A 26,395-nucleotide genomic window follows, 5' to 3' on the forward strand; every position below is an offset into this window, starting at 1 on the left:
AAATGAAAGAATCAGAAGGAACCAAGTTACTCGAAGGTTTTTTGAATGGGGCTAAAGAAGTTGTCAATCAAAAACAAGAATTGAATCGAATCAATGTATTTCCTGTAGCTGATGGAGATACTGGGAGTAACTTGGCTGCTTTGATGCAAACGATCTTAGACCAAGTTTCCATACAAACAAACAGCATCAAAGATGGATTGAACCAATTATCAGAAGCGGCAATGATGGGTGCTAGAGGAAATTCGGGTATGATCTTTGCTCAATATTTTTATGGGTTAAGTACTAGCTATGATGATGCACTCGTAGCAGAAAAAGCACTTGTTTATGCAGCACAAGAAGCGTCAAAAAAAGCATATCAAGCTGTCTTGGAACCAAAAGAAGGTACGATTTTATCAGTTATGCATGTGTGGTCAGAACATCTCGTTGAGCAGATCGAACACGGAAATACCCTGATTGAGGCGTTGACGGTTGCAAAAAGACAGACTAAAGCAGCGTTGGAACAGACACAGTTCCAAATGGCTGTACTGAAAAAGAATAAATTAGTCGATGCAGGTGCAAAAGGATTTTATTATTTTATTGCCGGTCTAACCGAATATTTTTGTAATGGGGATGTCTCTCACTATGAAAAGATGCAAGTAGATCAACAGGAAGCAATCGAAGAACATTTTCTAAGCGAGGCACCTAGATATCGTTATTGTTCAGAATTTTTAGTCAAACAGTTGACGATAGAATTTGACACATTTAAAGCACAACTGGCACACTATGGTGATTCTTTGGTTTTGATTGGTGATCAAACACAAGTAAAGATACATATCCACACTAGTGAACCTGCACGATTGATGTCTTATTTAGTATCTAATGGTCAAGTGACGTATCAAAAAGTCGACGATATGCAATTGCAATATCAAATTGGACAAAACGCAAAAGCAAAAATTGCGATTGTAACCGATTCGATCGCAGACTTACCAAAAGATTTTAGCTTGGAACATCAAGTACATGTGTTACCGATGAATCTTTTACTAGATGAAGAAACATTTTTAGACAAATTGACTATCGAACCAGATTATTTACAGCAACGACTAAAAATAGCTAAAAGTATGAGTACTGCGCAACCGAATATAAAAACGGTCGATACCTTGCTTTCGTTTTTAGAAGGGAAATATGATCATGTGTTGGTTATCAGTGTAGCGGCTAAATTAAGTGGAACGTATCAATTGATCACCCAACGCATAAAAGAAAAACAGCTCTCTTCTAACTGGATTCAAGTAATCGATTCGAAGCTCAATTCGATTGCCCAAGGATTACTTGTCAAACGAGCCGTAGAGTTAGTTGAGGCAGATAAATCATTTGAAACAGTCGTGAATGAATTGCAGTCCTTGCGTGAACGTATTTTTATATATGTAGCAGTAGCGGATTTAGATCCGATGATTCAATCTGGCAGAATTCCCCAATTCTTAGGAAAAATCGCTCAAAAAGCCTCTGTTCATCCAATCGTCAGTCTAAATGAAGAAGGCGATGGCAAGTTGATTGGCGCTTCTTTGAGTCAAAAACAAAGTTTGAAAAAAATCACAAAAAAGGTCAGCGGATTTGCTAACAAACAGCGTTTAGAAGCAGTTTATGTCACACATGTGTTTAATGAACAAGCAGCACTTGATTGGAAAACGAGCTTAAACGCACGAGCGATACCAGTCGATGCGATCGTAGAAAGCTCAGCAGCGATTGCGATCAGTGCGGGACAATCAAGTTTAGCGATTGCCGGGGTATTAAAGGAGGAAGAAAAATGATGTATGGGATTGTTGCATTTGCATTACTCATCTATTTTATTTGTTGGTTTATTATTTCAAAAGGTAAACGCAAGTATTCGTTAGTCGATATTGCTTGGGGTGGGGGGTTCGTTGTAGTAGCCTGGGTCGGTTTGATTGCTACAGATTTGATTACATTACAACAATTAGCCATTTTAGTACTCGTGACATTATGGGGTGGAAGATTATTTACCCATCTTGCTCGTCGCAATTGGAACAAGCCAGAAGACTATCGCTATGTGAACATGCGTAAACGCTGGGGGACAAAATATGTCGATATCAAAGCGTTCTTAAATGTATTCGTCTTGCAAGGCGTATTATTATTTATTATTGCGCTACCGATCACGTATACATTTGCTAACCCAAATGAATCCATGATGTGGTGGCAATGGCTTGGCGTTTTGATTTGGTTGATTGGCTTTATTTTTGAAGTTGGCGGCGATCGTCAATTAGAACAGTTCAAAAAAAATCCACAGAATAAAGGCAAATTACTAACAAGTGGTTTTTGGTCGGTAACACGTCATCCAAATTACTTTGGTGAAGCCGTTTGTTGGTGGGGTGTATTTTTAGTTGCGCTGACAAGTTGGTCGACATTATGGCTGATTTTAAGTCCAATCTGTATTACATTGTTGTTATTATTTGTTTCAGGAGTTCCATTATTAGAAAAGAAATACCACTATCGTCAAGACTTTAAAGAATATGCAGCACATACTGCAAAATTCTTTCCAATTATTGGGAAAAAAGGGCTATAAGTTTAGCCTTTTTTTTCTACCAAAAAGGGGGAAAATCGATGTTTTTAGCATTAAATGAAATCAAACATTCTAAATTACGTTACACATTAGTCATTGGTGTGATGTTTTTAATTGCCTATCTGGTCTTTTTTTTGACAGGATTAGCTTACGGATTAGCCCAAGAAAATCGAATGGGAATCGATAAATGGCAAGCAGATAATATTTTATTATCCAGTGAAGCCAATGATAATTTGAATATGTCGATGATCGATCCTAAAGATTTTGATAAGGTTGATGTCAAAGACAAGGCTGAATTGTCACAACTTTCTGGTATCGTCTATCGTGAAGGGGATAAATCAGAAAAAGAAAATGTCAGTTTCTTTGGAATCAATCCAGATCAGTTTATTACTCCAGAAGTTACAGAAGGAAAATTATTTACAAAAGATAATGAGGTCGTTGCCGATGAAAGTTTAAAAATCAATGCAGGGTATAAAATCGGCGATACGATCATCTTAGCAACAAATGAAGAAGAATTAACTATCACAGGATTTACAAAAAATGCAAAATTTAATGTGGCACCAATCCTGTACACAACGCTAGATACGGTCCACAAACTAAAATACGGTGAACGTGCGCAAATGCAACCGATGAAATTAAATGCCATTGTGACAAAAGGGAAACTAACGGATGTACCAAATAGTTTACAACGTTTAACGATTTCAACATTTATCAATAAACTTCCGGGATATAATGCCCAAGTGTTGACTTTTGGTTTTATGATCGGCTTTTTAGTCGTCATCGCTGCAGTAGTTATTGGGATCTTCATCTATGTTTTAACGATGCAAAAAACGGCGATTTTTGGTGTGATGAAAGCCCAAGGAATCTCTAGTAGTTACATTGCCCGCTCTGTTATTGCCCAAACGTTCTTTTTAGCGGTTGTGGGTGTTGGGATCGGGTTGCTTGCTACGATCGGCTCAGGACTTGTATTGCCAGAAGCGGTACCGTTTCAAAGTAATGCGTTATTTTTTGCCGCAGTCAGTATTATGATGGTTGTCGTTGCAATCATTGGAGCCTTTTTCTCAGTTCGTACTATTGTCAAAATCGATCCATTAAAAGCCATTAGTTAGGAGGAAAATAGATGAGCGCGATAGAAATGAAACACGTGACCAAGCAATTTCAGGATGGTGATGAGACGATTCATGCGTTAAAAGAAACGAATTTTTCAGTAGATAAAGGAGAATTTGTAGCTATTATTGGACCATCGGGATCTGGAAAAAGTACATTTTTAACCATTATCGGAGGCTTACAGAGTCCAACTTCAGGTGAAGTTTTGATCAACGGCCAACCATTTAGTCAGAAAAAAGAAAAACAACGAGCGGCTTTACGTTTTAAAGAAATCGGCTTTATTTTACAAGCATCAAATTTTGTTCCATTTTTGACCGTCAAAGATCAATTGAAATTAGTCGATAAAGTCACGAAACAAAAAGCACGGTCAGTTGGAACAGAATTATTTACCCAACTAGGCGTCGAAAAATTAGTTTCAAAATATCCAGAAGAGCTTTCAGGAGGAGAACGTCAACGAATCGCTATCATCCGTGCTTTATATCATGATCCTACGATTATTTTAGCTGATGAGCCCTTTGCAAGTTTAGATACGGAAAAAGCCTATGAAGTGGTCAAAATTTTAGCAAAAGAAACGAAAGAAAAACAAAAAGCGACGATCATGGTCACGCATGACCTCCGTTTAGTCGACTATTGTGATAAAGTATATATAATGAAAGATGGATAGCTTTTTAGTTATTAATAATAAATTTATTATCGTTAGAAGTTTCATCTTTAGAAAAGTTTGGATCAATTTTTCGTCTAATAATCTTTGCTTTTCCGGTACCAACAACCTTTCCGTCTTTAACAGTCTTCATTGTTAACTCATCTTGAAAAAATGAACTATTAGGAGAATTATTCGAGGACCGCTTCGTATCATCCATGGAAAGATTCTTCTTTAAAGTAGTTTGATTGTAGATTATGCTTAAAGACAAAATTAGGGAGACGGTAAGAATAGAAAAAACAGTTGCTTTCTTTTTTTCATAGTAGGTACCCCCTATTTCATTGGCGTGGATAATAGAGCTGAAGATTGCTTGTACATTGTGCCTGAGTAGTATCCAGTGTTTCGATATTGTTTGTAAATTTTCAATCTTCCTGCATAATGATCGTAAATCCATTTTCCTTTAAGTCCGTCGTAGTAGTTTTTTACGTCAGCTGTTACATTGATATAGGTAGGCATTGGTTTTAGTGGATCTGCTCCCCAGTCAATATAAGTATACGAACTTACATAGTATGATGAGGGATTAGATCGTAATCTAGAATCTGGTTCTGGTAGTAAAGTATTATCAATCAAAGTGTCACTGTTACTCTGATTTTATCTGGTGAATCCGTTGATCCGTTAGAATCAACAGTAAAATTACCAGTTAGACCTGAAATATCTGAATTTTCAGCAGCAGAGGCTACAATTTGTCCAGTCCCGCAGAGAAGACAAGTCATAGCTAAAATACCAATAATTACTTTTTTCATGACAAAATACTTTCAGAATGTTTTTGCTATTTGAAATTTTGCTATAATTTTTTGTGGTCAATTTCACTAGATAGTACTAGAAACTTCATGTTAAACTTTTAAAATCTTGTATATTTTATCGTATTCTTGGAATCTTACCAGCATAATGGCAATTATATCCGCCGTGAGTCCCTCCGCTTTGAACAGATTTTAATGGAATATTTCCTGCATATAACCATATCTTACCAGACATATTTTTTGAAACCTCACGATATACTTGGGATGGGTAATTCGAAGTGTAGTACGTGATAGTAGTAGAGGTTGATAAATAATATCCTCCAACTGCTCTCGTAAGATTTCCGTCAGGTTGTTCGATAATTTGATTGACTACAAAGTCGACACCTTCAGTACCAACATAATCTTTCAATACTAGGAAGCTTCCATCAGATAATTCAATTCTTGTATCTGTAGAACTAGCTGAATCACTTTCTTCTGTCGCAGCAGAAACAATTAGCGGGGTGTAAATCCCACTACCAACGAATAAGCTCAAAGCAAGTACTGAACCAAACATAATTTTTTTCATAGCAATTCTCCATTCATTTAAGAGGACTCAATGCTAATACTGCGTGAGTAACTTAGCAACTTTTTGCTTGATATGTTTTGTAACTAAGGCTGATTTTATTCTGCTACATACTGTAGCAACCTTGATATAGCAAGGTTGCTTAGTCGATACTCCAAATCTTATTTTGTTCAAAATCATCGAATGTTTTGTTTGGCGAACCAAACTCTCCATTAACAACCACTATATTTTTCAATCTGTTTAGCTCATTATTGCTGTGTTATGAAAGATTAATTTCTATGTTTTCTGATTGCTTTTTATTGCCCTTTTCGAAATTAGCTAATAATGAAATATATAAAGTATCATTTTCAATTGCTTCAGTATAACCCTGATATTTGAGACCTTGAGGAACATCAAAGGATAGCTCAATTTGCTCTGTATTGGTTAATTCGTCTGGGATACTAGCTGCGGTTACTATGTTGGGAGACATGTAGGTTATCTTTTGCTCTTTGTATCTTTGACCTGCTAGAAAAGAGATAGGAATGCAAATGATTAATACTAGTGCGATTATCCATTTTAAATTTCTACCCTTCCTAATATTTTTGCTTAAATCTTTTGTCATGGTGTTGTCCTCCCTTAATAAAGTATCAAGAGAAATTTCGAAAAGATCGCTTAGTCGAACAAGAGATTCTAAGTCTGGGTAAGTTCGCCCTACTTCCCAACTTGAAATTGTAGACCTAGAAACTTGTAGTTGAGAAGCAACATAGTCTTGTGTCCATTTCCGTTGTATTCTTGCTTCTTTTAGCTTAACTCCAATCTTCATGTAAAATCCCTCCTGAACTTTATTATCACTGGATGAACATTATAATCCTAGCGCTGAAATTAAGAATTCATCATATAATGTGCGACAAATCTACACAAATGATTTTTTCTTTATTATTATGACATTTTGTTCCGATTAGATAGTTCTTCTGCTTACTATAACTCTATCCTAGATGATTTAAATTGAACAGAATAATTCTGATTTTCCAGTAATCTGTTTTTACTTTTAGTTATTATAAAATTAACAGACACGAATTATCAAAACGGTTGTAAATTATCAAATGCGGTGATAAAATTTGCTTATCATGATAAAACGGTAGGTGAGTTAGATTGAACGAAAAAAAAATCTATAAAGTATTTGAAAAGATTGCATTGCCAGTTCAACTAAAAAATGTAGTTGTTAATTTGCCTATAGCTTTTGAGTATCGATATGATTATCTAGAAATGACGATTTTAAATGAAAACAAACGATTTGTATTAGTTAAAGAAAAAAGGACAGGGTCGATTGAATCATTTATAAACCAGGCGGATAAAATAGGTGAAATTATCGGACAAAAGATTATTTTAGTATTTACGGAGATACCTGAAAAAACTAGAACATTATTGTTAAAAGCTCGAATTCCTTTTGTGGATTATAAGGGGAATTTGTTTATCCCGGATCTTGGAATGTCCCTTAAGAGAATTCAAAATATAGAGCTAGGCTTAAAAGATAAATTATCTCCTAGTGAACAAGCAGTACTTATAAGTATTTTACTTAGAACAGGAAAAGGATTTACACCAAATGAAATAAGTGAAATAACCGGCGTGTCTATTCCGACCGTCTATCGAGGTTTAAAAAAATTTAGTTCGTTTAAATGGATTGAATCAGAATATGGAAGTTATTCGTTCTTACTTTCCAAAAATGACGTTTTTGAAAAAGCTGCTTCTTTTTTTACAAACCCTAAAAAGCAAAGTGTATATTTGAAGCACAAAGATATTAATCAATTAAGTGAAATAGAGACAACCAATACTAGGTTAAAAGTTGCTGGACTACCGGCATTGAGTAGAATATCAAATTTAGCAAATACCGAGGAAGTATATGCCACTTCACTAAAAGTGTTTAAGGAGTCAATTGAAGATTCAATAATGAGTAACAAGGAAGTATTTGAAGTGAATATTGGTAATAGGGTTGAACTAGAATTATGGAGTTATTCCCCATTTTCCCTTAGTAATGATCGATTCGTTGATCCAATATCGTTGTATTTTAGCCTTAAAGATAGCGATGATCCAAGGATTGAGATGGAACTGGATGAACTACTTTACAAAATAAAACAAAGTTTGGAGTAATTGAGATGCCGTTAAATAGTAATGAAAACTTTCTAGAAGCCTTTAAAGATTATTCGGATCGTTATGTGATAATTGGTGGTACCGCTACATCACTTGTTTTACATCAAAATGGATTGAATAGTCGTTCAACAAAAGATTATGACTTAGTGGTTATCGAAGAAAAGAAGGATTGGTTGTTTTATCAGGCATTTGTTGACTTTATTTATGCGGGTGGGTACACACCAAATAAAATGGATGAGAAGGGAAAACTATATCGCTTTAAAACAGATAATCCAGATTATCCAGCAATTATAGAGCTATTTTGTGTAACGCCAAATTGGTTCAGTAGTACATTAAGAACTGCTCCGGTACATTTTGATGAGGATATGAGTTTATCTGCACTATTACTTGATGAAGATTATTATGATCTTCTCGTAAAAGGAAAAATTATTGTAGATGGTTATTCAGTGCTGGATAGTAAATATCTTATTGTGTTTAAAGCAAAAGCCTGGTTGGACTTAACTAAAAAACGTGAACAGGGAACCATGCGAGTGGATAGTAGAAACATCAAAAAGCATTTAAACGATATAGCAAGACTATTAGGTTCTTTGAAAAATCTCGATTCGTTGCCCCTTAATGAACGTGTGCAAGAAGACATGCTGGAGTTCTTAGATGAATTACAGACACGAATAAATGAAATTCCTCAAAATGAGGATATTCCTTTTGATAAAACGCAGACATACGAGATGTTAACTGTATTGTTGCAATCTAAATAATAATCCCACCCTCAAAGGATTTATTATAGCTTTAATTACTTTAAACTACTATGTAATCAAAAAGGAGTAATTTTATACAGAAAAAATTGATATGAAGTCGCTTTGTATCAGCATTTTATTAGTAAGCAACCTCTAAGGAGTCGTAGGGTATGAATGATGACGAACATTATATAAAATACACCACGAAAATTGAGCGAGAAAAACTTCGAGATACTGCTTTGGCATACTCAGCATTAGATGCAGCAATGCCTTCCGAAGATACGATGAAATTAGTAGAAGAATATGTAGATGGAAATATTGAAATTATTGAGATATTAAAAATAGTCATTGAGAAATATCGCTCGTCTGAATTTGAACGCGAATGAGATATGATGTTGTTCACGGTGACAGTAGATATTCCTAGGTACGATATGTCAAATATAAATAATTGTTGATTTGTTATTTATATTGAGTAGTCTTGTTCTGGTTTGCGTATTTTTTTGATGTACGTTTTGATGTGCGAGTTGCTTGAAATCAGTTGAAATTGATTGATATAAAGATTTTTAAAAAATCTATAAAACCCTTTAGATTAAACGATAAACAATCGATTTGTGTTATTTATAAGCAAAACCAGGTTTGAAGAAAGCCCGCAAAGCGAGCCAATTCTCAAAACGTTAAAAACAGCTTCATATCAGTACTTTCAGGCGTTTCGCAAGTCACTTTGCGAAGCGTCTTTTTTTGAGTTGACACCACTGTTGACACCATTCCGGTCTGCAACATTTTGAGACAATTTGCGATAGGCAATTTCTCCAATCGGCATTTGAATGACGTTAGGTGTATTTACATAAGTTCTTGTGATGTTGGTATCGCTGTGAGTCAAGGCTTCTGAAATCTGTTCTAGAGCGACACCAGCTTGTTTAGCTAAAGTTGCCCCAGTATGCCGTAACTTGTGCGGAGTCGCATGGGTAAGGTATTTATGTCGTCGCTCAATAGATTTCATACGGTAGTTCAAATAATCTGTATGAAGCCTTTGATTGATATTCCCTTTATCATCAAAGAAGGTAAAGAGTAGCTGTTCTTCGGTTTGTTCGATTTCAAACTGAGCTAGTTCTTCTTTTTGTTGGACTTTCCACTGTTGAAGTAATTGCTTTAGTTCACTTGGAATATGGAAAATCGTTGTTTTGTTTCCTTTAGTGCTTTTTTCATTACCGAATTTATCTAAGGCTTTGCCAATCGTAATCTGGGAGGTAGTGAAATTCACATTCTTCCATTTGATGGCGTAAGTTTCTGATTTGCGATCAGATAAAAAGAAGGTAGTCAGAAATAATACATAGTCCTGTAAAGTCAGTTGTCCACTTTCATAATCGCTTTGGACGGCAGTTAGCCATTCTTGAAGTTGCTCAAAGGAGAGGTATAAATCTTCTTCATTCTTAGCTTCTTGTAATTGATTTTTCTTAGTAGCATTGATTCGTTTAAGCGATTTTTCTAGTTTGTTTCGTTCAATGTATTCAAGTTCTTCTGCCCAATCGAAAATAGAATTAACGTAGCTACGTAGTATTTTGAAGTTTGCGTATTCGGCAGCCTTTTGAGTCATGATTTTTAAAACAAAGGCTTTGTTTTGATTCAGATAGTTCAATGTGTATTTTCCGAACATTGGTAAGATGTGAAGTCGAAAAATATCTTTTGTATTCGCGATTGTGACAGGAGTAGGAGACTTCGTGTTTCGAGAAGTTAAGCCAGCTGTATAAGCATCAATCCAGATATCTTCATAGAAATCTTTGAACAGTGCTTCGCCACCTAGTTCAAAAGCGTTCTTTTCTTTGTTTTCCCGTAGCTCTTTAATCTTGGCATAAAAATCAATTTCTGCTTCTTTTGCCTCCTTTCTAGTTTTGAAAGTTTTGGAATAAAGTTTGTTTACACCTATCATCTCTTGGATATCTTGTGGATAGTAAAGCCGTAAACGGTAAGTCTCATTTTCTGTTTTGCTAATTGCCATAGTATTTCCCTCCGAGTTTGCGAGCCGAAATCAAATACTATATATGGAGTATAACGATGTCGGAATTATTTTGCTAGGCTTGCCAGCCATTGATCAATGGCGATACGGTCAAATCTATTTGATCCGTGGATTTGAATAAAGGGTAAGCCCTCTTTAATCCAGCCATCTAACGTATTATTGGAAACTTGTAGATAGTGACAAGTTTGCTTTTTATTCATATAGCGGTGTTGCAGGTTTTCCTGTGTCTTAATTTTTTCGATTTCAGTTGTGATTAAATCAGATAGTTGATTAGAAATAATGCCCATCTGATCATCACTGAGTAAAATTTTCATTTCGGTCATATTCTCACTTCCTTTGAATTTTGCGTAGGGAATAATGAATCATTTTTTTATCTTGGTATAACGAACAATGCTTTCTTGAAAATCCATCACTTGTTCTGGATTCCCACCTTCATTTACAGCACTGTAAAATATCGGGCGTCTTACAAGATACTCATAGGTATAAAGTACGTCTTGATTTGTGGTATCAAAGGGTTGCTCCACGAGTTGTTTTGTGACGCTAGGCACTTTGAGGTTGCGTGATTTGAAGAACGCTTTTTTCTTATGCTCTTTCATATCTAAATCTTTATCGAAGTACTTGCTGATGTAGCGCCCACGATTTTCGATACTATCCACATCAATCTTGTTGATTTTGACAAATCCGTGTCTCCAGATGCTAGTAAGACGATTGACGGAGATAAAAGGAAAATCAAATAAAATGATGTGGTAATGGATGGCACCTCGTTCTTGTTTTTCCCACGTGGCAAGGTATTTTAGGTTTGCCTTTTTTGTATGGTAGAGTTCGTAGTTTATTCGTTTGATAAATTTTTTAAATTCATTATTCGCATAGGCAATGTCTTGAATGTTTTCTCTGAAAGTAAGGGTTAAAAATTTTGTCTGATTGTCGAAGTTCATATCCACGAGTCGAGCAATTTCAAAACGCATATTTTGATAGTATTTTTGTTTTCGTTTTAAGCTGTCATATTGTCCTTGAGCGGATAGTTCATCATAGTTTTTTCTTTTATCAGTAGTTATATTTTCTTCTTCATAAAGCCAAGCTAATTCTTTTTTTCGTTTTGGATTGATTTCACATTTTTCTGATTTTTGTTTAGGAGTAATGATTGCTTCATAATCATAAATTTCAAGGTACGTGGGAGTTTCAATGATTTTCTGATTATAAGCTTTCAAAAATCATCACTCCTTGATGTGTATTCAGTTGTCAAAGAACCATCATTTTTCGCCTGATGTTGTTCTATAAATCAAGTTAAGGGGAAGTCCTGCAAAGCAGTCCTTCCAGCCTATGTGTTTATTGGGCGGTCTTAACGGACAGAAACGGCTCTATGGGCGCTGCCCCGCCGTTTCCGTCCTAACCACCCAACAAAACCCACAGGGGAATTAGTTTTGTGCAGGGTTCCCTTGTTTTCTTGGAATCAAAGTTGCAATATCTGCCGTGGCCGATAAGCCATAACTGACAAATTGACCGTTAGAGCGCCCCCAAGGCGCAATTACTAAATTGGTAAATGTAACCATGGCTAAACCTTGTTGGGTAAGTTCTTCCGGAGTAATTACGGGATTTTCAGATTTGACTTTGACACTGATTTTCTCGTATCGGAGTTTAGGTAAGATACATTCATAACTCCATCCAAGAATCTCGCCATCCTTTTGCCAGCGAGTAACATTGACAACTTGGTATTCTTTTTCGAGTTTTTCTTTTGGTAAAGTGAAATCATTGATTTTAATTGGCATAATAGCCCTTCTTTCTTTTATACGATATTTTATACGTTTCTTTTAAAAAAATAGATGGCCGTCTACATTTTATATTTTATACGATAATTTATACGGAATCAAGTGTTTTTCACAAAAATATATACGAAATTTTATACGAGTGGTATAATAGGTAAAAATGACAAGGAGGAAGTAATCTATGTTTGATTTATTACAACCTGACAAAGTGAAGGTAGGACAACGAATCAAAGAAATCAAAGAGAGTATGAATCTGTCCTTTACAGAGTTGGGCAATCGTTTGGGTATAAAGAAACCAACAATCAGCTCATATGTTCAAGGATATGCATTGGCCCCTGAAAGTGTCATTAATCAATTATCGAGTATTAGTGGGAAACCAGTAGGTTGGTTTTACTTTGGTGATATTGAAGAATATATTGCGGACTACTTGCAGTTAAAAGGGCAGAACAGGATTGTGCAAGAACATCCAGAAGTTGTAAAAGAAATTAAAGAAGAGTTTTACACTGGGAAGTTTAAAAATCCTGCATGGGAAAATGAAGTTGGTTATCCATGTGAGGAGTTTATGGATGATTATTTTTATGAACTGCAACAAGAAGTCATTAAAGAAGAAATTCAAAAAATGGTACGTGATCAGATAAAAAATTTACCGATTGCCGATGAATTATCTAAACAGAAGAAAGATGAGGCAGTCACCGTTATTACGAGCGGTATCATCGAATACATGGATGTAGCTGGCGAGTTTAATTATGAGGATAAAGAAACAATGAAGAAATTGGTTGAGGAAGAAGTTTTGAAATTTGATTTCTTTACCAATCGTATTTTTGATGATCGCTATTTGATTGGTAAATTAATTAATATTCTTGCCGACCCACAGCAAACGAGCCAATTCATCAACCAGTTATCCGAAAAATTAACAAATAAATCTTTCACAGGAAGATTTGGTGGAGATGAGCTGATTGAAACAATTCAGACTTTGCGACCGGCATTGATCAAATTATACAAGAAAGCTAGTACGGATGAGTTGGAAGATTGGTTTGAAGAGTAGCGAAATATTTGACTATATAATAAAAGCCGAACTGCTATTTTTAACGCTGGAAATCATTGTAATTTTTGCTGTACTCACATTGATACACTATAGTTGGAGTAGGCAATATTGAATAACTAGTGAGTAGTAATTATCTATTGATCATGCTAAATAAATTTCTCGTTTAGCTTCTTGTTTATATATACCGCCAAAAATGGTAATATTTGTGGAGAATCAAAATTACCAAATGATGAAAGGACTTCTATGATGAACTCTCAAAGATTATTTAACAATATTTCCGAAAAATTGGAGATATTGGCCAATCGAATAAAGACGAATGGAAAGCTAAATATATTAGACCTAAACATTCATGCCGAAACATTTTATAGAGATTTAATCAACTACGTCTTTGTTTATAAATTAGAATCTGCTAATGATTTAGTTGCTAATTTTGAAGCAATCGATTTGATTGACGATGAGAATAAAATCATTGTACAAGTTACTTCAACAGTAAGCAAGGCAAAAATTGAGTCAACATTGAAGAAGAAGTCAATGAAGGAATATGCCGAAAAAAAATACAAAATTCAGTTTATGTTTATCTCTGATGAGGCAAAGTCCTTAAGGGGTCAGTCATTTGCTAATCCGTATGAAATCGATTTTGATTCTAAAAATGATATTTTAGATAAAGTACTTTTAATCAGCAAGATTTCTCAGCTGAATGCTGGTAGAAAAGCGCTAGTGAATGATTTGTTTGAAAGCGAATTTGGTCAGAAACCTAACCCGATAAAAATAAATAGTAATCTGGCTACCATCATCAATATTCTTTCGCAAGAGGATTTAAATATCACCTCCAATCCAACGAATTTGGATGAGTTTAACATTGATGAAAAGGTGAAGTTCAATGATCTATTAATGATCAAGGAAACGACAATTGATGAATACAAAGTCTACTACAATAAAGTTGATTCTGTGTATAAAGTATTTGATCATGAGGGCCAGAATAAGCGGATATCTGTATTACGGAAAATTACTTCTATATACGAAAAGGAACTAACCAAGCCTATCGAAAATGTTGAGAAGTTTTTTAATGTGGTAAATTCAGTTGAAGATTATATTCTGAGCAGTAGTAACTATGAGAATATTGAAGAAGATGTTTTGGAAATGTGCGTAAAGATTATTGTAGTAGATGCATTCATTAGGTGTAAGATTTTTAAGAATCCGGAGGAGTATAAGTATGTTATTACCTGATGAAATAAAGCCAGAAACTAGTATTTATTATTATGCCGCTATGCTTCTTAAAAAGGTAAAACAAAGTATTGAACCTTTCGAGATAGTGGAGCTATACTATATTTTGAAGGAAACAACAGATATCTCGCTTAAAAACTATGCATACTGTTTAGACTGGCTATATTTAATTGATGCGGTGAAAATCAATGAGGAAGGAAGTGTTGTTTTATGTACTTAAAAGAAATGACAATTTCTTCGAATACTGGGATTATCCGTAGACTAGAATTTCATTATGGAGCTAATTTAATAGTTGATGTAACTAGTGGTATTAAAGATATTGAGACAGGGAATAATGTTGGTAAAACTACCGTTCTTGCTTTGATTGATTACTGTCTTGGTGGAGATGCAGATGTCATCTATAAGGATCCTGAGACAAGAAACGAAATATCCTATGTGAAAAAATTCCTAATTGATAAAGAAGTTACCATCTCTTTAACGCTTAAAGAAAGTTTGGAAGATTTGGATTCAAAAGAAGTTGTAATAAACAGAAACTTTTTAAGTCGAAATAAAAAAATTATGTCAATAAATGGGAACAACTATGCAAAGGGTAATGGGAAAGAATTTATCCCGGTTTTAAGTACTTTGATTTTTGGAGAGCGAGAGTCGGAAAAGCCTTCTTTCAGACAGCTAATTGCCCACAATATCCGGTATAGAGATAGGGAAATAGAAAACACTCTGAAGTTTTTGAATCATTTTACGACCCTATTTGAATATGAGAGTTTATTTTTATTTATGCTAGGCTTGCCAGTATCGGATAGATCTCAATTGAACAAGCAGATAAAACTTGAAAGAGAATACAAAAAACGGTTAGAAAAAAGCCGATCTGCTACAGAAATAAGATTTCAGATTGAAATTATAAAAGAAACTATCGATAATCTTGAAGCAAGAAAAAGTAGTCTCAATATTAATGAAAATTACGAGCAAGAGCTAGATACGTTAAATCAACTGAAGCTAAGGATTGCTACCATCAGTTCAAAAATAAGTGAGTTGGAATTAAGAAAGCAATTATTGAAGGAAACTGAGAAAGAGTTGAATCAAGAGTTTTCGAATGTAGACAATAGCGAATTAAAAGAACTATACTCTACCGCTAAAAAAGATGTCTCAGGTATTCAGACTACCTTCGAAAAAATGGTTGAATACCACAATAAGATGATTGTAGAGAAGATTCGCTTTATTACGCAAGATATTCCTAGAATAGAGGAAGAAGTCCAAGTTTATAGTGACCGATTGAGAGTACTATTGATGGAGGAGGGAAAATTAGCTCGAAGCATATCAAGTAGTGATACGTTTAAGGATCTTGAAGACATCATAGAAAATTTAACAAAACAGTACCAGCACTTAGGAGAATTAACTGTAGCGCTGAAACAAATCGATGACTCTAAAGCGGTTATCTCAAGACTAAACAATGAGATCAAACTATTGGATGGTGACCGTTTTTCAGAAGAATTTAAAGAGAACCTTACTCGAAAAATCATTGAATTCAATAAAATTTTCGCTGCTGTATCAATGGAGTTGTATGGTGAACAGTACGGTATCTCCTATGAGATTCGTGAAGATAAGAAAACAAAGCAGAAGTACTATTATTTTGAGAGTTTTAACACAAATACTAGTTCTGGGAAGAAACAAGGCGAGATTATTTGTTTCGATATTGCTTATATACTATATGCAAGAGCTGAAAATATTGCGCATTTAGACTTCTTGCTAAATGATAAAAAAGAACTCATGCATGGAAATCAGTTAACAAAAGTTAGTAACTTTGCTGAAAAAAATAGAATCCAACTTGTGTTTTCTATTTTGAAGGATAAGCTTCCTTCTGATCTAAACAATGAAGAACATATTATTCTTTCACTTTCGGATAATGACAAGTTATTTCGAATAGAGGCCGATGAAATAGAATAGCCACATAAAGATATGAGATATAATCGACTTTTAGGGTTGGAATCTCTTTGGTAGGAAAATATCTCACTATAATATTTCTTTATTTTTTTCGTAATCGAAGATGAGGATATATTTGATCTGCCTGTTTGGGTTAGGCTAACTCTTAAGTTTCACTCGATGTATTATATGAAATTAAGATAGCAAAGAGTCGGCTCGCAAGTAATTAGTTGACACCATTGCTTTCAAATAATTTGAAAGTCAATAAAATTTTTCATGTTTCAGTCTCTCTAAATCGTTGCTATTAAAGCATTATGAAGCTGTTTGAAAAAATGGTTGGGCTAACCAGGTCTTAAAAAAGCTCGTAAAGCTTCACAATTCTCAAAACGTTAATCAATTCCTTATTGTATCAACGTTTACAAGAATTTTTTGGTTCAAGTTGGTTCAAATTATAAATTTGACAAAGAATTTAAGAGGTTTAAAGCATCAGCATCTTGCTGGTGCTTTTTTTCTGGCATCAATTCAAGATAATAGTTCTGCGTTGTTTGAATATTGATATGACCTAAGCGTTTTGATACATAGGCAATATCAATATCTTGTGAAAATAGAAAAGAAGCATGAGTATCTCTTAGGCCGTGGAAGGTAGTTTTTGGAATATCTAGTTTTTTCAGTAATCTGGCGAGCTTAGCAGATTGTTGAAAGCCGTCAGGATCAAAAAAATATCCATTATCTTTAATCGGGACAGATTTTAGAATATCGTAGACTTCTTGGTTAATGGAAATATCTCGTCTTGAATTTTTTGTTTTTAACGAGGTATCTTCAGAAGTTGGACTAAGGGAACGTCTGACATGGATACCATATTCAAAGAGGTCTTCGGGACGTATACCTAAAAGCTCTCCGCGTCTCATGCCAGTTTCTAAGGCAAGGAGTACAAGAATGTTAAACTCATTTTCTCGATGATTAATGACATAAGTACGCAGTTTCTTTAATTCGGTAATAGAAAGTGCACGGTTTCTATTATCTAAAACTTTCCCTCGTGTTTTGACTAAATTTGCAAAATCGGTAGCAAGATAGCCACGAGCATAAGCATCACGTAATGCCGTTTTGATTTTCAATAGTACTTCATGAGTGGTTTTACGAGAATGAGTTTCTGCATACTTATCTATTTTTCGTTGTACTACAATATCGTTCAAATCCTTTAACTGTATATCGCCAAATAATTTCTTCACCACTTGAGAAGTCCTTTGATAATTTTGAAAAGTCGTTTCTTTTACATCGTTTTTCTTTATGATATGAATCCAGTTTTCAAAGAAGTCAGCAAATGTTGTTGTACGCTCTGCTAATTGTTTTCCATTTCCTTTCTCCAATTCATTTTCCAAAGCCCAACGAGTTGCTTCCTTTTTAGAGCTAAATGATTTTGTCAATTTCTTATGTTGACCATGATTGTAAAGTGAGATCTGAGCTCTATATGAGTTACCACGTTTAATTATACTAGGCATTTATAACAAATCCTTTCACTGAAAGATGGTTGATAAATGCTAGTTGAATACACCGTCATTCTACATGGCGAAAAGCATCTAATCAACCATCCTACGATATTTTAGCTAGATAGAGTGCGTCTTAATAAAATTAATGAGGGAAGTGACAGTGTATCGTTCTTGTCTTCCTATCATAAAACGCTCTAACTCATCGTTTGCGCGAACGAATTTATCAAAAGATTTTGGATCGATCCCTAAAAAATGAGAAGCTTGTTCTCTAGTAAGTAGATAGGGCAATTCATAAGTAGTTATTGTATTTTTCATAGTTTATTTCCTTTCCAAAAATGTTTTTTGGCTGACACAAGGAAATGTGCTATACTCAACTTGTCTAGGGCGGAGTACGTTTATACATTTTAATGTGTAAGCTGTGCTTTGCTTTTTTTGTGTATTTTTTCTGCCTTCATATTTTGAAGACACTGGATATAAAATTCTACTTCTTCCTGATAATAATCAGGCTCAGCAATCAAATTTTCTAATATTTTTTGCTGCCTTGAACTAAGTTCCCCACAGCTAATAATCTCGTTAATCAAATTTGAATCAAAATGATTATCTACCTCTTGAATAAATGCGAGGGTGGGAGAAACGCTGTGAATTAACCAATTCATACTTTTCTCAAAGCTTTGAGGAATTGTTTCTAAAGAAATGGTGATTGCGCCATGATTGCCAATAAAGGCTGCCCATTTGGCATCGACTTTTGCACCTGGATCATTTGGAGCACGGTCATAAAAACAAATTGCCCCATTAAGTAACTCAAAGAATAGTTTGGTTAAATCATGGGTTTTTGAAATAATCTTTGCCAAGCTTTGCGCTTTCTCTTTTCGATACCGTAGTTCAAAGCGATTTTTTACTTCTGCTTCTTCTAAAGAAATTCCTCGTCGCTTTCGTTGTTCATAATCCTTCTGATAAAAGCAAAAGCGACACTGACTCTTCTTTGAGCCTAAATACAAGGTCTCACCATTTGATTCATTGTTTATGATATCCGTACCGCCATGAGATTCACTCACTTGAAAAGTGGTCCACACATGGCCTAGTGTTACCTTACGCTTCAGTTCTGGAATGCTGAGACTCCCCACAAAATCATCTAAAGTAAAATCAATCCGTGTAAAGTTTCCCTGATAATCTAATACCTTACGGAAGAACTCTTGCCAGTTTGATTTTGCGGTCTTCAAACGCATGGCAAGATGTTTACAGCCTTGACCTGAAAACTCCATTACGGTTCCTTTTACCGTATCGTCAATGGAATACCGAATCGTGATTACTTGATTCCAAACATATTGCCCAATATAGCCCTTTGGCGCATAATCCAGTTCCTCAAAGCGTTCAATAGGCATGCCAATAATCTCTTCAATCAACTTTAAATGTTGATTCGAGAAAAAGTGAATGGTTAGATAATCAATCAAAACACGATTAACTGGAACAATCTCTTCTTGCAAACTATCCAATACAAGATTCAGTTTTTCTGCACTTAATCGTCTCGTTCCTTTTTCTACCTTTGATAGTAACGACCTCGAAATCCCCACTTTTTCTGCTAAATATCGCTGGGTCCACCCCCTTTCTTCTCGAGAAACTCGAATGGCTTCCCCGAGATCATGTTGATTGACTTGGTTCATAGAAAAACCTCCTTCTGCTATTAAATTGTCAAAGAACCATCAGACTTATTTTAAGTACAAATCGATTGTACGCCTGTATTTATTTTAAGTCAATACATTTTGACTTTTTTTAAGTACAAGCGTATACTGAATTTAAGAACTTATCATGAGGAGGATTTTTCATGGAGATAGACAAGCAAGCAGTGGGCAATCGAATTCGGCAGATTCGTCAAGAGTTAAAGTTGAGTATGGAGAAATTTGGCAAACTAATTGGTGATTTACCGCGAAGCACTGTCAATAATTGGGAACGCGGGATTAATCTTCCAAAAACCGAAACCCTTCACCAAATTGCAGAGGTGGGTCATGTCACCAACGAATATCTTTTGTATGGTGATCAAGAAAATCAATACATTTTAGAAATGCTTCAAAAAAAGGCTGGTAAGCTTGACCCTAAGATTGAAGGACTGATAGTAGACGAAATGAAACAAGCCGGTCTTGTTAGTGAAAAAGAAATGGATCGGATGATTGAATTTTTTATTACAAACCTCATTCCACCAACTGAACAAGACCAGTTTACTTTCCAATGTATTGATGAGGAAAAGCAGCTTTACCTGGGTTCAACCAACTTTGGCAAAGAAGCGCAACTCTATTTACAACATGATAATCAAAATCATATTCTGCATATGATGTCCTTTACCTTCTCCAACTTTAGTGTGGATCGCTTACTAGTCTATTTAGCAAATCAAGAATCCTATTCCTATTTTGGGAAACATTTGCCCAAGAAACTTGTTGAAAAAGCCATCCTTCTATACTCGATCAATCAATCAACCGGGGATGTGCGAATTGCTCCGTTGGTCTATTCAAAAGAAACAGCTTCTTATCAGTACACAGAGGACAATCAATATCTACTAGAACAACGATATCTTTATCTACCATTCGTGATGGAAGTCGAGAAAGAACGTCTGTTAAATGCAGCGTATCCATCATCAAAATAAAGTGACAAGCTTGATAAGCATGTGACAAAGAAAACACTGCTAGGACACTCCCAAATGGGTAGTTGTCACAGTTTCCTGTTCTTTGTTAGCCCCCTGTTAGAAAGAGGGGCTTGCCCATGCCGTCCGGCTACGCCGTCCTGCAACAGCATTAAAAAGAGGAAAGACTAGCTTATACGGCGCTGCCGTCGCTAGTCTTTCCTCTTTTTATGCTACTACTTGTCTATTTAGATTTAACTTTCATCAGTCGTAAGCCGTTCAAAGTAACTAATATAGTTGCCCCCATATCAGCTAAGATAGCAATCCACAATGTTAACCAGCCGGGAACTACAAGTAATAATGCTAATAGTTTGATTCCCAATGAGAAGGTAATATTTTGCTTAATGATTCTCAATGTTTGGCGACTTAATTTAACAATAAAGGGAAGTTTCTGTAAGTCATCACCCATTAAAGCAACATCAGCTGTTTCTAAAGCTGTATCTGTTCCAGCACCACCCATTGCGATACCGACTGTTGAGGCAGCTAATGCTGGCGCGTCATTAATACCATCACCAACCATGGCAACTTTTCCATAGGTTTCCTTGAGTGATTTAATATAATCTAATTTATCTTGAGGCATCAAATCGCCTTTTATTTCAGTTACACCTGTTTGTTTTCCAATTGACTGAGCAGTTGTAGCATTATCACCAGTCAGCATTATCGTATGCTCGATTCCTAAATCATGTAATTTTTCAATGACTGCTTTACTTGATTCTCTTAATTCATCAGCTACCGCAATGACTGCCAAAATTTGTTTATCCGTCCCTAAGAGCATCGCTGTTTTTCTTTGTTGCTGAAGTCTTTGGTAAGTTTCAATAATCTTCGAGTTATCTGTTAAAATAGATTCAAAAAGCTTTGGACTCCCTACAAGATAGGTAATTCCCTCAATGTTTCCTTGTATTCCTTTTCCAGTAATTGAAGTAAACTCGTCAACAACTACTGATTTATAAGAAATCGCTCTATTATCAGCTTCTTTTAAGATTGCTGACGCGAGAGGGTGTTGAGAATATGATTCTAATGCTGTAATAATTGAGAAATATTTCTCTTCGTCTTTTGAATCAACTGTAGTGAAATCTGTTACCGTTGGTGTTCCTTTAGTTAATGTTCCTGTTTTGTCAAAGGCAATGGCCTTGAGGCCACCAATTTCTTCAAGATAAATACCGCCTTTTACCAAAACACCATTTTTAGCAGAGTTTCCAATTGCTGAAACGATAGACACAGGTGTTGAGATTACTAAAGAACAAGGACAGCCAACAACTAATAAAGAGAGCCCTTGATACAACCAAGTATTCCAATCTCCGTTAAAAAATAATGGGGGAACAATGACGATTAATGCGGCAATCACCATAATGGTGGGTGTATAATATTTCGCAAATTTATCGACAAATGCTTGAGCAGGTGCTCGTTCACCCTGTGCTTCTTCAACCAAGTGAATAATTTTTGCAATAGTCGTATCATTTACATGTTTTGTTACTTTGACTTCAAGTGCACCTTCTTCATTAATCGTTCCTGCAAAGATATCATCATTAATATTTTTTTCAATAGGGACAGATTCACCGGTAATCGCAGCCTGATTCACTGAGGAATGGCCTTTAATGACTTGACCATCCATAGCAATTTTTTGTCCAGGCTTAATGATCATAATATCGCCTACTTCGATTTTTGAAACATTAATCATTTGTTCAACATTATTTCTTCTAATTAATGCTTCTTTCGGAGCAATATCCATTAGGGAACGTATTGATTGTCTTGCTTTATCCATTGAAAATCGTTCTAAAGCCTCGCTAATTGCAAATAAGATAACAACGATTGAGCCCTCAGTCCATTCACCAATAATTGCAGCACCAATGATTGCAATTGTCATAAGAGATTCCATTGAGAAATCCAATTTAAATAGGTCTGAAAATCCTTCTTTAAACAAACTAAATCCGCCGATAATAATCGCTAGTATAAATAATCCTTCTGTTAATAGCGCATCTTCACCGTTAACTACTTGAGATACTAATGCCAAAATAATTAAAAACAGTGAAACCAATAGGTTCCAGTTTCTTTTCACAAAAGGCTCTTTTGTTTCAATGCGAGGTTCTGTATCATGTTCGGACTGAACTTTCAGATTCTCAAAAGCTCCTGCAGCTTCAATTTCTGCAATAGTCGCTTCGCCTTCGATAGAGACTTTTCCGGCACCAAAATTTACTTTTGCATCGGTAACTTTTGGTATTTGAGAAACATTTTTTTCGAATTTTGCCGCACAATTCGTACAGCTCAATCCTTCAACCCGATAGACTTGTTTTTTTTCACTCATACTAGCACCTCATCTTCTAAATATAGTTTGGAATTTAGTAGTTGGACAAATTTATCATTCTTGATAGAGTAATAAACCAATTTCCCTACTTTCCGACTCACAACAATTCCATTCTTTTTCAATGATAATAAATGGTGTGAGGTTGTTGCCACGCTTGCTTCAATAGTTGCTGCGATATCACATACACATAATTCATCCTCATAACTTAGGGCGTAGATAATTTTTAAGCGATTCTCATCAGCTAAAATTTTGAAGACACTTTTCAAGCTCGAAATATCTTCAGTTTGTAACTTTTCTTTTCCTAGTAAAACTTTATCTTCATGAACACATGAGATTTCACAAATTTCGTTTTTCATACAAGCTCCCCCTTTATTCTAATTGCTATTTGAATGAAGTGTATCATAGATTATTATTATATTCAAGTTATCATTTGAATATACAGGGAACAGTAAAGATTGAATGATGAATCTATAGAGTAGTGATTTTCAAACTTGGTTTAATCGAGCCCAAAAGAGTAACTAAGTAATTTGAGCTGAAAGACAGAAACATTTGACAAAACATAGATGATTATCTATATTTTATACATAGATAGTTATCGATATGAAGGAGAAAAGCTATGAACTATGAAAAAACATCATTATTATTAAAGGCTATGGCTGATCCAAAACGGATGAAGATTGTGGATCTTCTTTCTTGTGGCAGTCTTTGTGCATGTGATCTACTGGATCATTTTGACTTTACTCAGCCAACACTATCTCATCATATGAAGGTGCTAGAACAAGCTGGAATTATTTCAGTCAGTAAAAAAGGGAAATGGCATCATTATACGTTACAAGAAGAGTTTGTCAGAGAATTTTTGGGTTCAATGATGCAACTGCTGTCTAATGACGAGCAAACGTGTATCTGTCAGAATAAAGAATGTGTAGAAAAAGGAGAAGAAGTACATGAAAAAATTAGAACTATTTGAACCAGCAATGTGTTGCTCAACCGGTGTTTGTGGTCCCTCAGTGGATGAAACATTGCTCATGATTACCTCAGTTTTTGAAGCGCTACAGGGAGTCTTTCAAATTGAAGCGACTCGTCACAATTTGACCAGCGACCCAGATGCGTTTGTCAATAATGAGACTGTGTTGAAGGTGATGCAAGAAAAAGGCAATGAAATCTTGCCAGTTACAGTGATAGATGGTGCCATTGTTAAAATGGGTGCGTATCCAACAATGGATGAACTTTCTAACTACACTGGGTTGGTATTTGTTAACCAAAATTCTGAACAGACAGGCGGTTGTTGTGGCGGATCTGGCTGCTGCTAAGGGAGATGTAAATATGCAACGATATGAATTAAATCAACTGAATCCGACAAAATATTTATTTTTTACTGGTAAAGGTGGCGTGGGTAAGACAACGGTTGCTTGTGCGACAGCGACAAGTTTAGCAGATAATGGCGCGAAGGTGATGTTGGTTAGTACGGATCCTGCTTCGAATCTGCAAGATGTATTTCAGACAGAATTGACCAATAAACCAAAAACGATCGACAGCATTCCTAATTTGAGAGTAGCTAATTTTGACCCAGTGACGGCCGCAGCTGAATATAAGGAAAGTGTTGTTGGTCCTTACAGAGGGATTCTACCCGATAGCGCATTAGAAAACATGGAAGAGCAGATGTCTGGTTCATGTACCGTGGAGATTGCGGCTTTTAATGAATTTGCAAATTTTTTGACAGATAAATCTGTTGAAGAAGCCTACGATCACATCATTTTTGACACGGCTCCGACCGGTCATACATTAAGGATGCTGCAGCTGCCTTCTGCGTGGAGTAATTACTTAGATGAAAATACGACAGGTGTTTCTTGTCTAGGACAGTTATCTGGTTTAGGCGATAAAAAAGAGATGTACGCTGAAGCAGTTAAAACGTTAAGCCAAGAAGAATTGACTACACTAATGTTAGTGACTCGCCCTCAAAAAGCGGCAATAATCGAGGCGACTCGAGCGTCTGATGAATTAAGTCAACTAGGTATTCTTAGCCAAAAATTAATTGTTAATGGATTACTTGAAACAGCGGATGATCCTATTTCACAAACGATTTACGACCAACAACAAAAAGATTTAAGTGAGATGCCCGCAGGATTAAAGAAATTTGAGCAATTCTATGTTCCGTTACGAGCGTACAACGTAACAGGTATCCAGAATCTACGGACTTTACTTGATAAGAATCAACCACCGATTTCAGAACAAACAAATCCAGCGATTGAATTGCCTACACTCAGTGAGATTGTCGCTGATTTTATCGCAACAGATAAAAAAATTATTTTTACAATGGGTAAAGGTGGCGTAGGGAAGACCACTATTGCGATTCAAATAGCGAAAGCTTTGTCAAAAGCTGGCAAGAAAGTTCATTTAGCGACAACAGATCCGGCCGATCACTTAAGCCTTTATTTAGCAGAGACTAAAGAAATTTTTGTGAGCCATATTGATGAAGAAAAGGAATTGCAAGCTTACCAAGAAGAAGTTTTAGCCAAAGCAAGAGAAACGATGAGTGCGGATGATGTTGCGTATGTGGAGGAAGATTTGCGTTCCCCTTGTACCCAAGAGATTGCCATATTCAGAGCCTTTGCTGAGATTGTCGATAAGGCTGAAAATGAGATTGTTGTGATAGACACCGCACCAACCGGTCATACATTGTTATTATTAGATTCTACCCAAAGCTATGCAAAAGAGGTCGAACGCAGTGCTGGTGAAGTTCCAGCATCTATCAAAAAACTGTTGCCGCGTTTACAAAATAAGGCTGAAACTGAAGTATTAATGGTCACCTTACCTGAAACGACGCCTGTTTATGAATCATTACGGCTTGATGCGGATTTGGATAGAGCAAAAATTGCTCATACATGGTGGCTAGTCAATCAGAGTATGTATGCGACAGACACATCGAACGTAATTTTAAAAGCTCGGGCAGCCAATGAGATTGAATGGATAGAGAAAGTGGCTGAAGTATCCAACGGGCATTTTGCAGTGGCTGAATGGGTGTCTGATTTTGAAGCAGAATTCGTCCACTAAACGTTTTACTTTTACGATAGATGAGTTTCTTTCTTAAAGGGACTTATCTATCTAAATGGAGGTTATGATAATTATGAGAAAAATTGAAATTTATGAACCGGCAATGTGTTGTCCTACCGGCGTGTGTGGTCCCTCTGTGGATCAGGAGTTATTGACAATTACGGCAATCACAAAAGAAGTCAATGCGTCTGAGGAAAATCGAATCTATAGAAGAAATTTGTCACAGAATCCACAAGCCTTTGTCAGAAGTGAAGTAGTCAATCAAAAATTGAAAGAATCTGGAGTAGAAGGATTGCCGCTGACTCTCGTAGATGGACAAGTTTATCTGGAAGGGAAATATCCAACTATCGAACAAATACGTGAATTGACAGGATTGAAGTTAGAAGATATAAAATAAATT

29 protein-coding genes are annotated in these 26,395 nt (G+C 35.6%); 16 read left to right on the plus strand and 13 right to left on the minus strand.

Annotated features, from left to right (window positions below; genetic code table 11):
• The first annotated feature begins 2 nt into the window (after positions 1-2).
• The 4 genes from JZO76_RS05785 to JZO76_RS05800 are packed head-to-tail and all read left to right on the plus strand — an operon-like array spanning position 3 to position 4,322.
• Positions 3-1,784, plus strand: a complete 1,782-nt coding sequence (locus tag JZO76_RS05785; RefSeq protein ID WP_137614768.1) for a DAK2 domain-containing protein — start codon at positions 3-5, stop codon at positions 1,782-1,784.
• Positions 1,781-2,554 (plus strand): DUF1295 domain-containing protein, encoded by a 774-nt coding sequence (locus tag JZO76_RS05790; RefSeq protein WP_197745903.1) that lies wholly within the window; start codon positions 1,781-1,783, stop codon positions 2,552-2,554. Before JZO76_RS05785 ends, JZO76_RS05790 begins: the two co-directional genes overlap by 4 nt.
• Positions 2,555-2,592: 38 nt before the next feature.
• Positions 2,593-3,660, plus strand: coding sequence for an ABC transporter permease (locus JZO76_RS05795; RefSeq protein ID WP_206903219.1), 1,068 nt, complete (start codon positions 2,593-2,595; stop codon positions 3,658-3,660).
• A gap of 11 nt (positions 3,661-3,671) precedes the next feature.
• Entirely contained in the window at positions 3,672-4,322 is a 651-nt protein-coding gene (locus tag JZO76_RS05800; RefSeq protein ID WP_206903220.1) for an ABC transporter ATP-binding protein, read from the plus strand.
• 4 nt (positions 4,323-4,326) lie between these two features.
• On the opposite strand, the gene JZO76_RS05805 is transcribed toward JZO76_RS05800, so the two are convergent.
• The 4 genes from JZO76_RS05805 to JZO76_RS05820 form a co-directional block, all read right to left on the minus strand.
• Positions 4,327-4,518 carry a hypothetical protein gene (locus JZO76_RS05805; RefSeq protein WP_206903221.1) on the minus strand — a complete coding sequence of 64 codons (192 nt, stop codon included), beginning with the start codon at positions 4,516-4,518 and terminating at the stop codon, positions 4,327-4,329.
• Positions 4,519-4,924: 406 nt separating this feature from the next.
• Complete coding sequence (locus JZO76_RS05810; RefSeq protein WP_170178040.1) at positions 4,925-5,101, minus strand: hypothetical protein; 177 nt, start codon at positions 5,099-5,101, stop codon at positions 4,925-4,927.
• A gap of 115 nt (positions 5,102-5,216) precedes the next feature.
• Positions 5,217-5,663, minus strand: a complete 447-nt coding sequence (locus JZO76_RS05815; protein ID WP_206903222.1) for a hypothetical protein — start codon at positions 5,661-5,663, stop codon at positions 5,217-5,219.
• Positions 5,664-5,919: 256 nt separating this feature from the next.
• Positions 5,920-6,462 (minus strand): helix-turn-helix domain-containing protein, encoded by a 543-nt coding sequence (locus JZO76_RS05820; protein ID WP_206903223.1) that lies wholly within the window; start codon positions 6,460-6,462, stop codon positions 5,920-5,922.
• A gap of 329 nt (positions 6,463-6,791) precedes the next feature.
• Between JZO76_RS05820 and JZO76_RS05825 the strand changes: the two genes are divergently transcribed.
• From JZO76_RS05825 to JZO76_RS05835, 3 genes are all read left to right on the plus strand, one after another.
• Positions 6,792-7,787 (plus strand): sigma-70 family RNA polymerase sigma factor, encoded by a 996-nt coding sequence (locus JZO76_RS05825; protein ID WP_137613986.1) that lies wholly within the window; start codon positions 6,792-6,794, stop codon positions 7,785-7,787.
• A 5-nt stretch (positions 7,788-7,792) separates the two neighbouring features.
• Positions 7,793-8,542 carry a hypothetical protein gene (locus JZO76_RS05830; RefSeq protein WP_174784470.1) on the plus strand — a complete coding sequence of 250 codons (750 nt, stop codon included), beginning with the start codon at positions 7,793-7,795 and terminating at the stop codon, positions 8,540-8,542.
• Between the two features lie 149 nt (positions 8,543-8,691).
• On the plus strand, positions 8,692-8,907 hold the full coding sequence (locus JZO76_RS05835) for a hypothetical protein (RefSeq protein WP_033918655.1): 216 nt from the start codon (positions 8,692-8,694) through the stop codon (positions 8,905-8,907).
• Positions 8,908-9,221: 314 nt separating this feature from the next.
• Here the strand turns inward: JZO76_RS05835 and JZO76_RS05840 are convergent, their stop codons facing one another.
• From JZO76_RS05840 to JZO76_RS05855, 4 genes are all read right to left on the minus strand, one after another.
• Positions 9,222-10,517 carry a site-specific integrase gene (locus JZO76_RS05840; protein ID WP_206903224.1) on the minus strand — a complete coding sequence of 432 codons (1,296 nt, stop codon included), beginning with the start codon at positions 10,515-10,517 and terminating at the stop codon, positions 9,222-9,224.
• Positions 10,518-10,582: 65 nt separating this feature from the next.
• The gene (locus JZO76_RS05845) at positions 10,583-10,858 is read right to left on the minus strand and encodes a helix-turn-helix transcriptional regulator (RefSeq protein ID WP_206903225.1); all 276 of its coding nucleotides are present in this window, start codon (positions 10,856-10,858) and stop codon (positions 10,583-10,585) included.
• 39 nt (positions 10,859-10,897) lie between these two features.
• A complete protein-coding gene (locus JZO76_RS05850) occupies positions 10,898-11,743 on the minus strand; it encodes a rolling circle replication-associated protein (RefSeq protein WP_206903226.1) in 846 nt (281 codons plus the stop codon).
• Positions 11,744-11,950: 207 nt separating this feature from the next.
• The gene (locus JZO76_RS05855) at positions 11,951-12,301 is read right to left on the minus strand and encodes a hypothetical protein (RefSeq protein WP_206903227.1); all 351 of its coding nucleotides are present in this window, start codon (positions 12,299-12,301) and stop codon (positions 11,951-11,953) included.
• Between the two features lie 178 nt (positions 12,302-12,479).
• Here JZO76_RS05855 and JZO76_RS05860 point away from each other — a divergent pair, with 178 nt between their 5' ends.
• The 4 genes from JZO76_RS05860 (at position 12,480) to JZO76_RS05875 (ending at position 16,508) form a co-directional block, all read left to right on the plus strand.
• Positions 12,480-13,343: a helix-turn-helix domain-containing protein gene (locus tag JZO76_RS05860; protein ID WP_206903228.1), complete on the plus strand. Its 864-nt coding sequence runs from the start codon at positions 12,480-12,482 to the stop codon at positions 13,341-13,343.
• 243 nt (positions 13,344-13,586) lie between these two features.
• A complete protein-coding gene (locus tag JZO76_RS05865) occupies positions 13,587-14,570 on the plus strand; it encodes an ABC-three component system protein (RefSeq protein WP_206903229.1) in 984 nt (327 codons plus the stop codon).
• Positions 14,557-14,787, plus strand: a complete 231-nt coding sequence (locus JZO76_RS05870; protein ID WP_206903230.1) for an ABC-three component system middle component 6 — start codon at positions 14,557-14,559, stop codon at positions 14,785-14,787. Before JZO76_RS05865 ends, JZO76_RS05870 begins: the two co-directional genes overlap by 14 nt.
• Positions 14,778-16,508: a DUF2326 domain-containing protein gene (locus JZO76_RS05875; RefSeq protein ID WP_206903231.1), complete on the plus strand. Its 1,731-nt coding sequence runs from the start codon at positions 14,778-14,780 to the stop codon at positions 16,506-16,508. The genes JZO76_RS05870 and JZO76_RS05875 overlap by 10 nt, the downstream gene beginning before the upstream one ends.
• A 425-nt stretch (positions 16,509-16,933) precedes the next feature.
• Here JZO76_RS05875 and JZO76_RS05880 read toward each other — a convergent pair whose 3' ends face one another.
• The 3 genes from JZO76_RS05880 to JZO76_RS05885 form a co-directional block, all read right to left on the minus strand.
• Positions 16,934-17,983, minus strand: coding sequence for a tyrosine-type recombinase/integrase (locus JZO76_RS05880; protein ID WP_147658564.1), 1,050 nt, complete (start codon positions 17,981-17,983; stop codon positions 16,934-16,936).
• Positions 17,984-18,088: 105 nt separating this feature from the next.
• Complete coding sequence (locus JZO76_RS14160) at positions 18,089-18,286, minus strand: hypothetical protein (protein WP_002372025.1); 198 nt, start codon at positions 18,284-18,286, stop codon at positions 18,089-18,091.
• 89 nt (positions 18,287-18,375) lie between these two features.
• Entirely contained in the window at positions 18,376-19,632 is a 1,257-nt protein-coding gene (locus JZO76_RS05885; RefSeq protein WP_071857949.1) for a replication initiation factor domain-containing protein, read from the minus strand.
• A gap of 161 nt (positions 19,633-19,793) precedes the next feature.
• Between JZO76_RS05885 and JZO76_RS05890 the strand changes: the two genes are divergently transcribed.
• Positions 19,794-20,606, plus strand: coding sequence for a helix-turn-helix domain-containing protein (locus JZO76_RS05890; protein WP_147658565.1), 813 nt, complete (start codon positions 19,794-19,796; stop codon positions 20,604-20,606).
• Between the two features lie 220 nt (positions 20,607-20,826).
• Here JZO76_RS05890 and cadA read toward each other — a convergent pair whose 3' ends face one another.
• Positions 20,827-22,944: a cadmium-translocating P-type ATPase CadA gene (cadA, locus tag JZO76_RS05895; protein WP_147658567.1), complete on the minus strand. Its 2,118-nt coding sequence runs from the start codon at positions 22,942-22,944 to the stop codon at positions 20,827-20,829.
• On the minus strand, positions 22,941-23,300 hold the full coding sequence (cadC, locus tag JZO76_RS05900; RefSeq protein ID WP_002406511.1) for a Cd(II)-sensing metalloregulatory transcriptional repressor CadC: 360 nt from the start codon (positions 23,298-23,300) through the stop codon (positions 22,941-22,943). Before cadC ends, cadA begins: the two co-directional genes overlap by 4 nt.
• A 260-nt stretch (positions 23,301-23,560) precedes the next feature.
• Here cadC and arsR point away from each other — a divergent pair, with 260 nt between their 5' ends.
• Genes arsR through arsD (JZO76_RS05920) form a run of 4 tightly spaced genes read left to right on the plus strand, consistent with a single transcriptional unit; the run spans position 23,561 to position 26,392 of the window.
• A complete protein-coding gene (gene arsR, locus JZO76_RS05905) occupies positions 23,561-23,911 on the plus strand; it encodes an As(III)-sensing metalloregulatory transcriptional repressor ArsR (protein WP_010750088.1) in 351 nt (116 codons plus the stop codon).
• Complete coding sequence (arsD, locus tag JZO76_RS05910; RefSeq protein WP_061724874.1) at positions 23,889-24,254, plus strand: arsenite efflux transporter metallochaperone ArsD; 366 nt, start codon at positions 23,889-23,891, stop codon at positions 24,252-24,254. The genes arsR and arsD (JZO76_RS05910) overlap by 23 nt, the downstream gene beginning before the upstream one ends.
• Before the next feature lie 13 nt (positions 24,255-24,267).
• Complete coding sequence (gene arsA / locus JZO76_RS05915) at positions 24,268-25,995, plus strand: arsenite efflux transporter ATPase subunit ArsA (RefSeq protein WP_206903232.1); 1,728 nt, start codon at positions 24,268-24,270, stop codon at positions 25,993-25,995.
• Positions 25,996-26,050: 55 nt separating this feature from the next.
• On the plus strand, positions 26,051-26,392 hold the full coding sequence (gene arsD / locus JZO76_RS05920) for an arsenite efflux transporter metallochaperone ArsD (RefSeq protein ID WP_277988642.1): 342 nt from the start codon (positions 26,051-26,053) through the stop codon (positions 26,390-26,392).
• Positions 26,393-26,395: the final 3 nt, after the last annotated feature.

The organism is Candidatus Enterococcus myersii, from assembly GCF_017316025.1.
GTDB lineage: Bacteria > Bacillota > Bacilli > Lactobacillales > Enterococcaceae > Enterococcus_C > Enterococcus_C montenegrensis.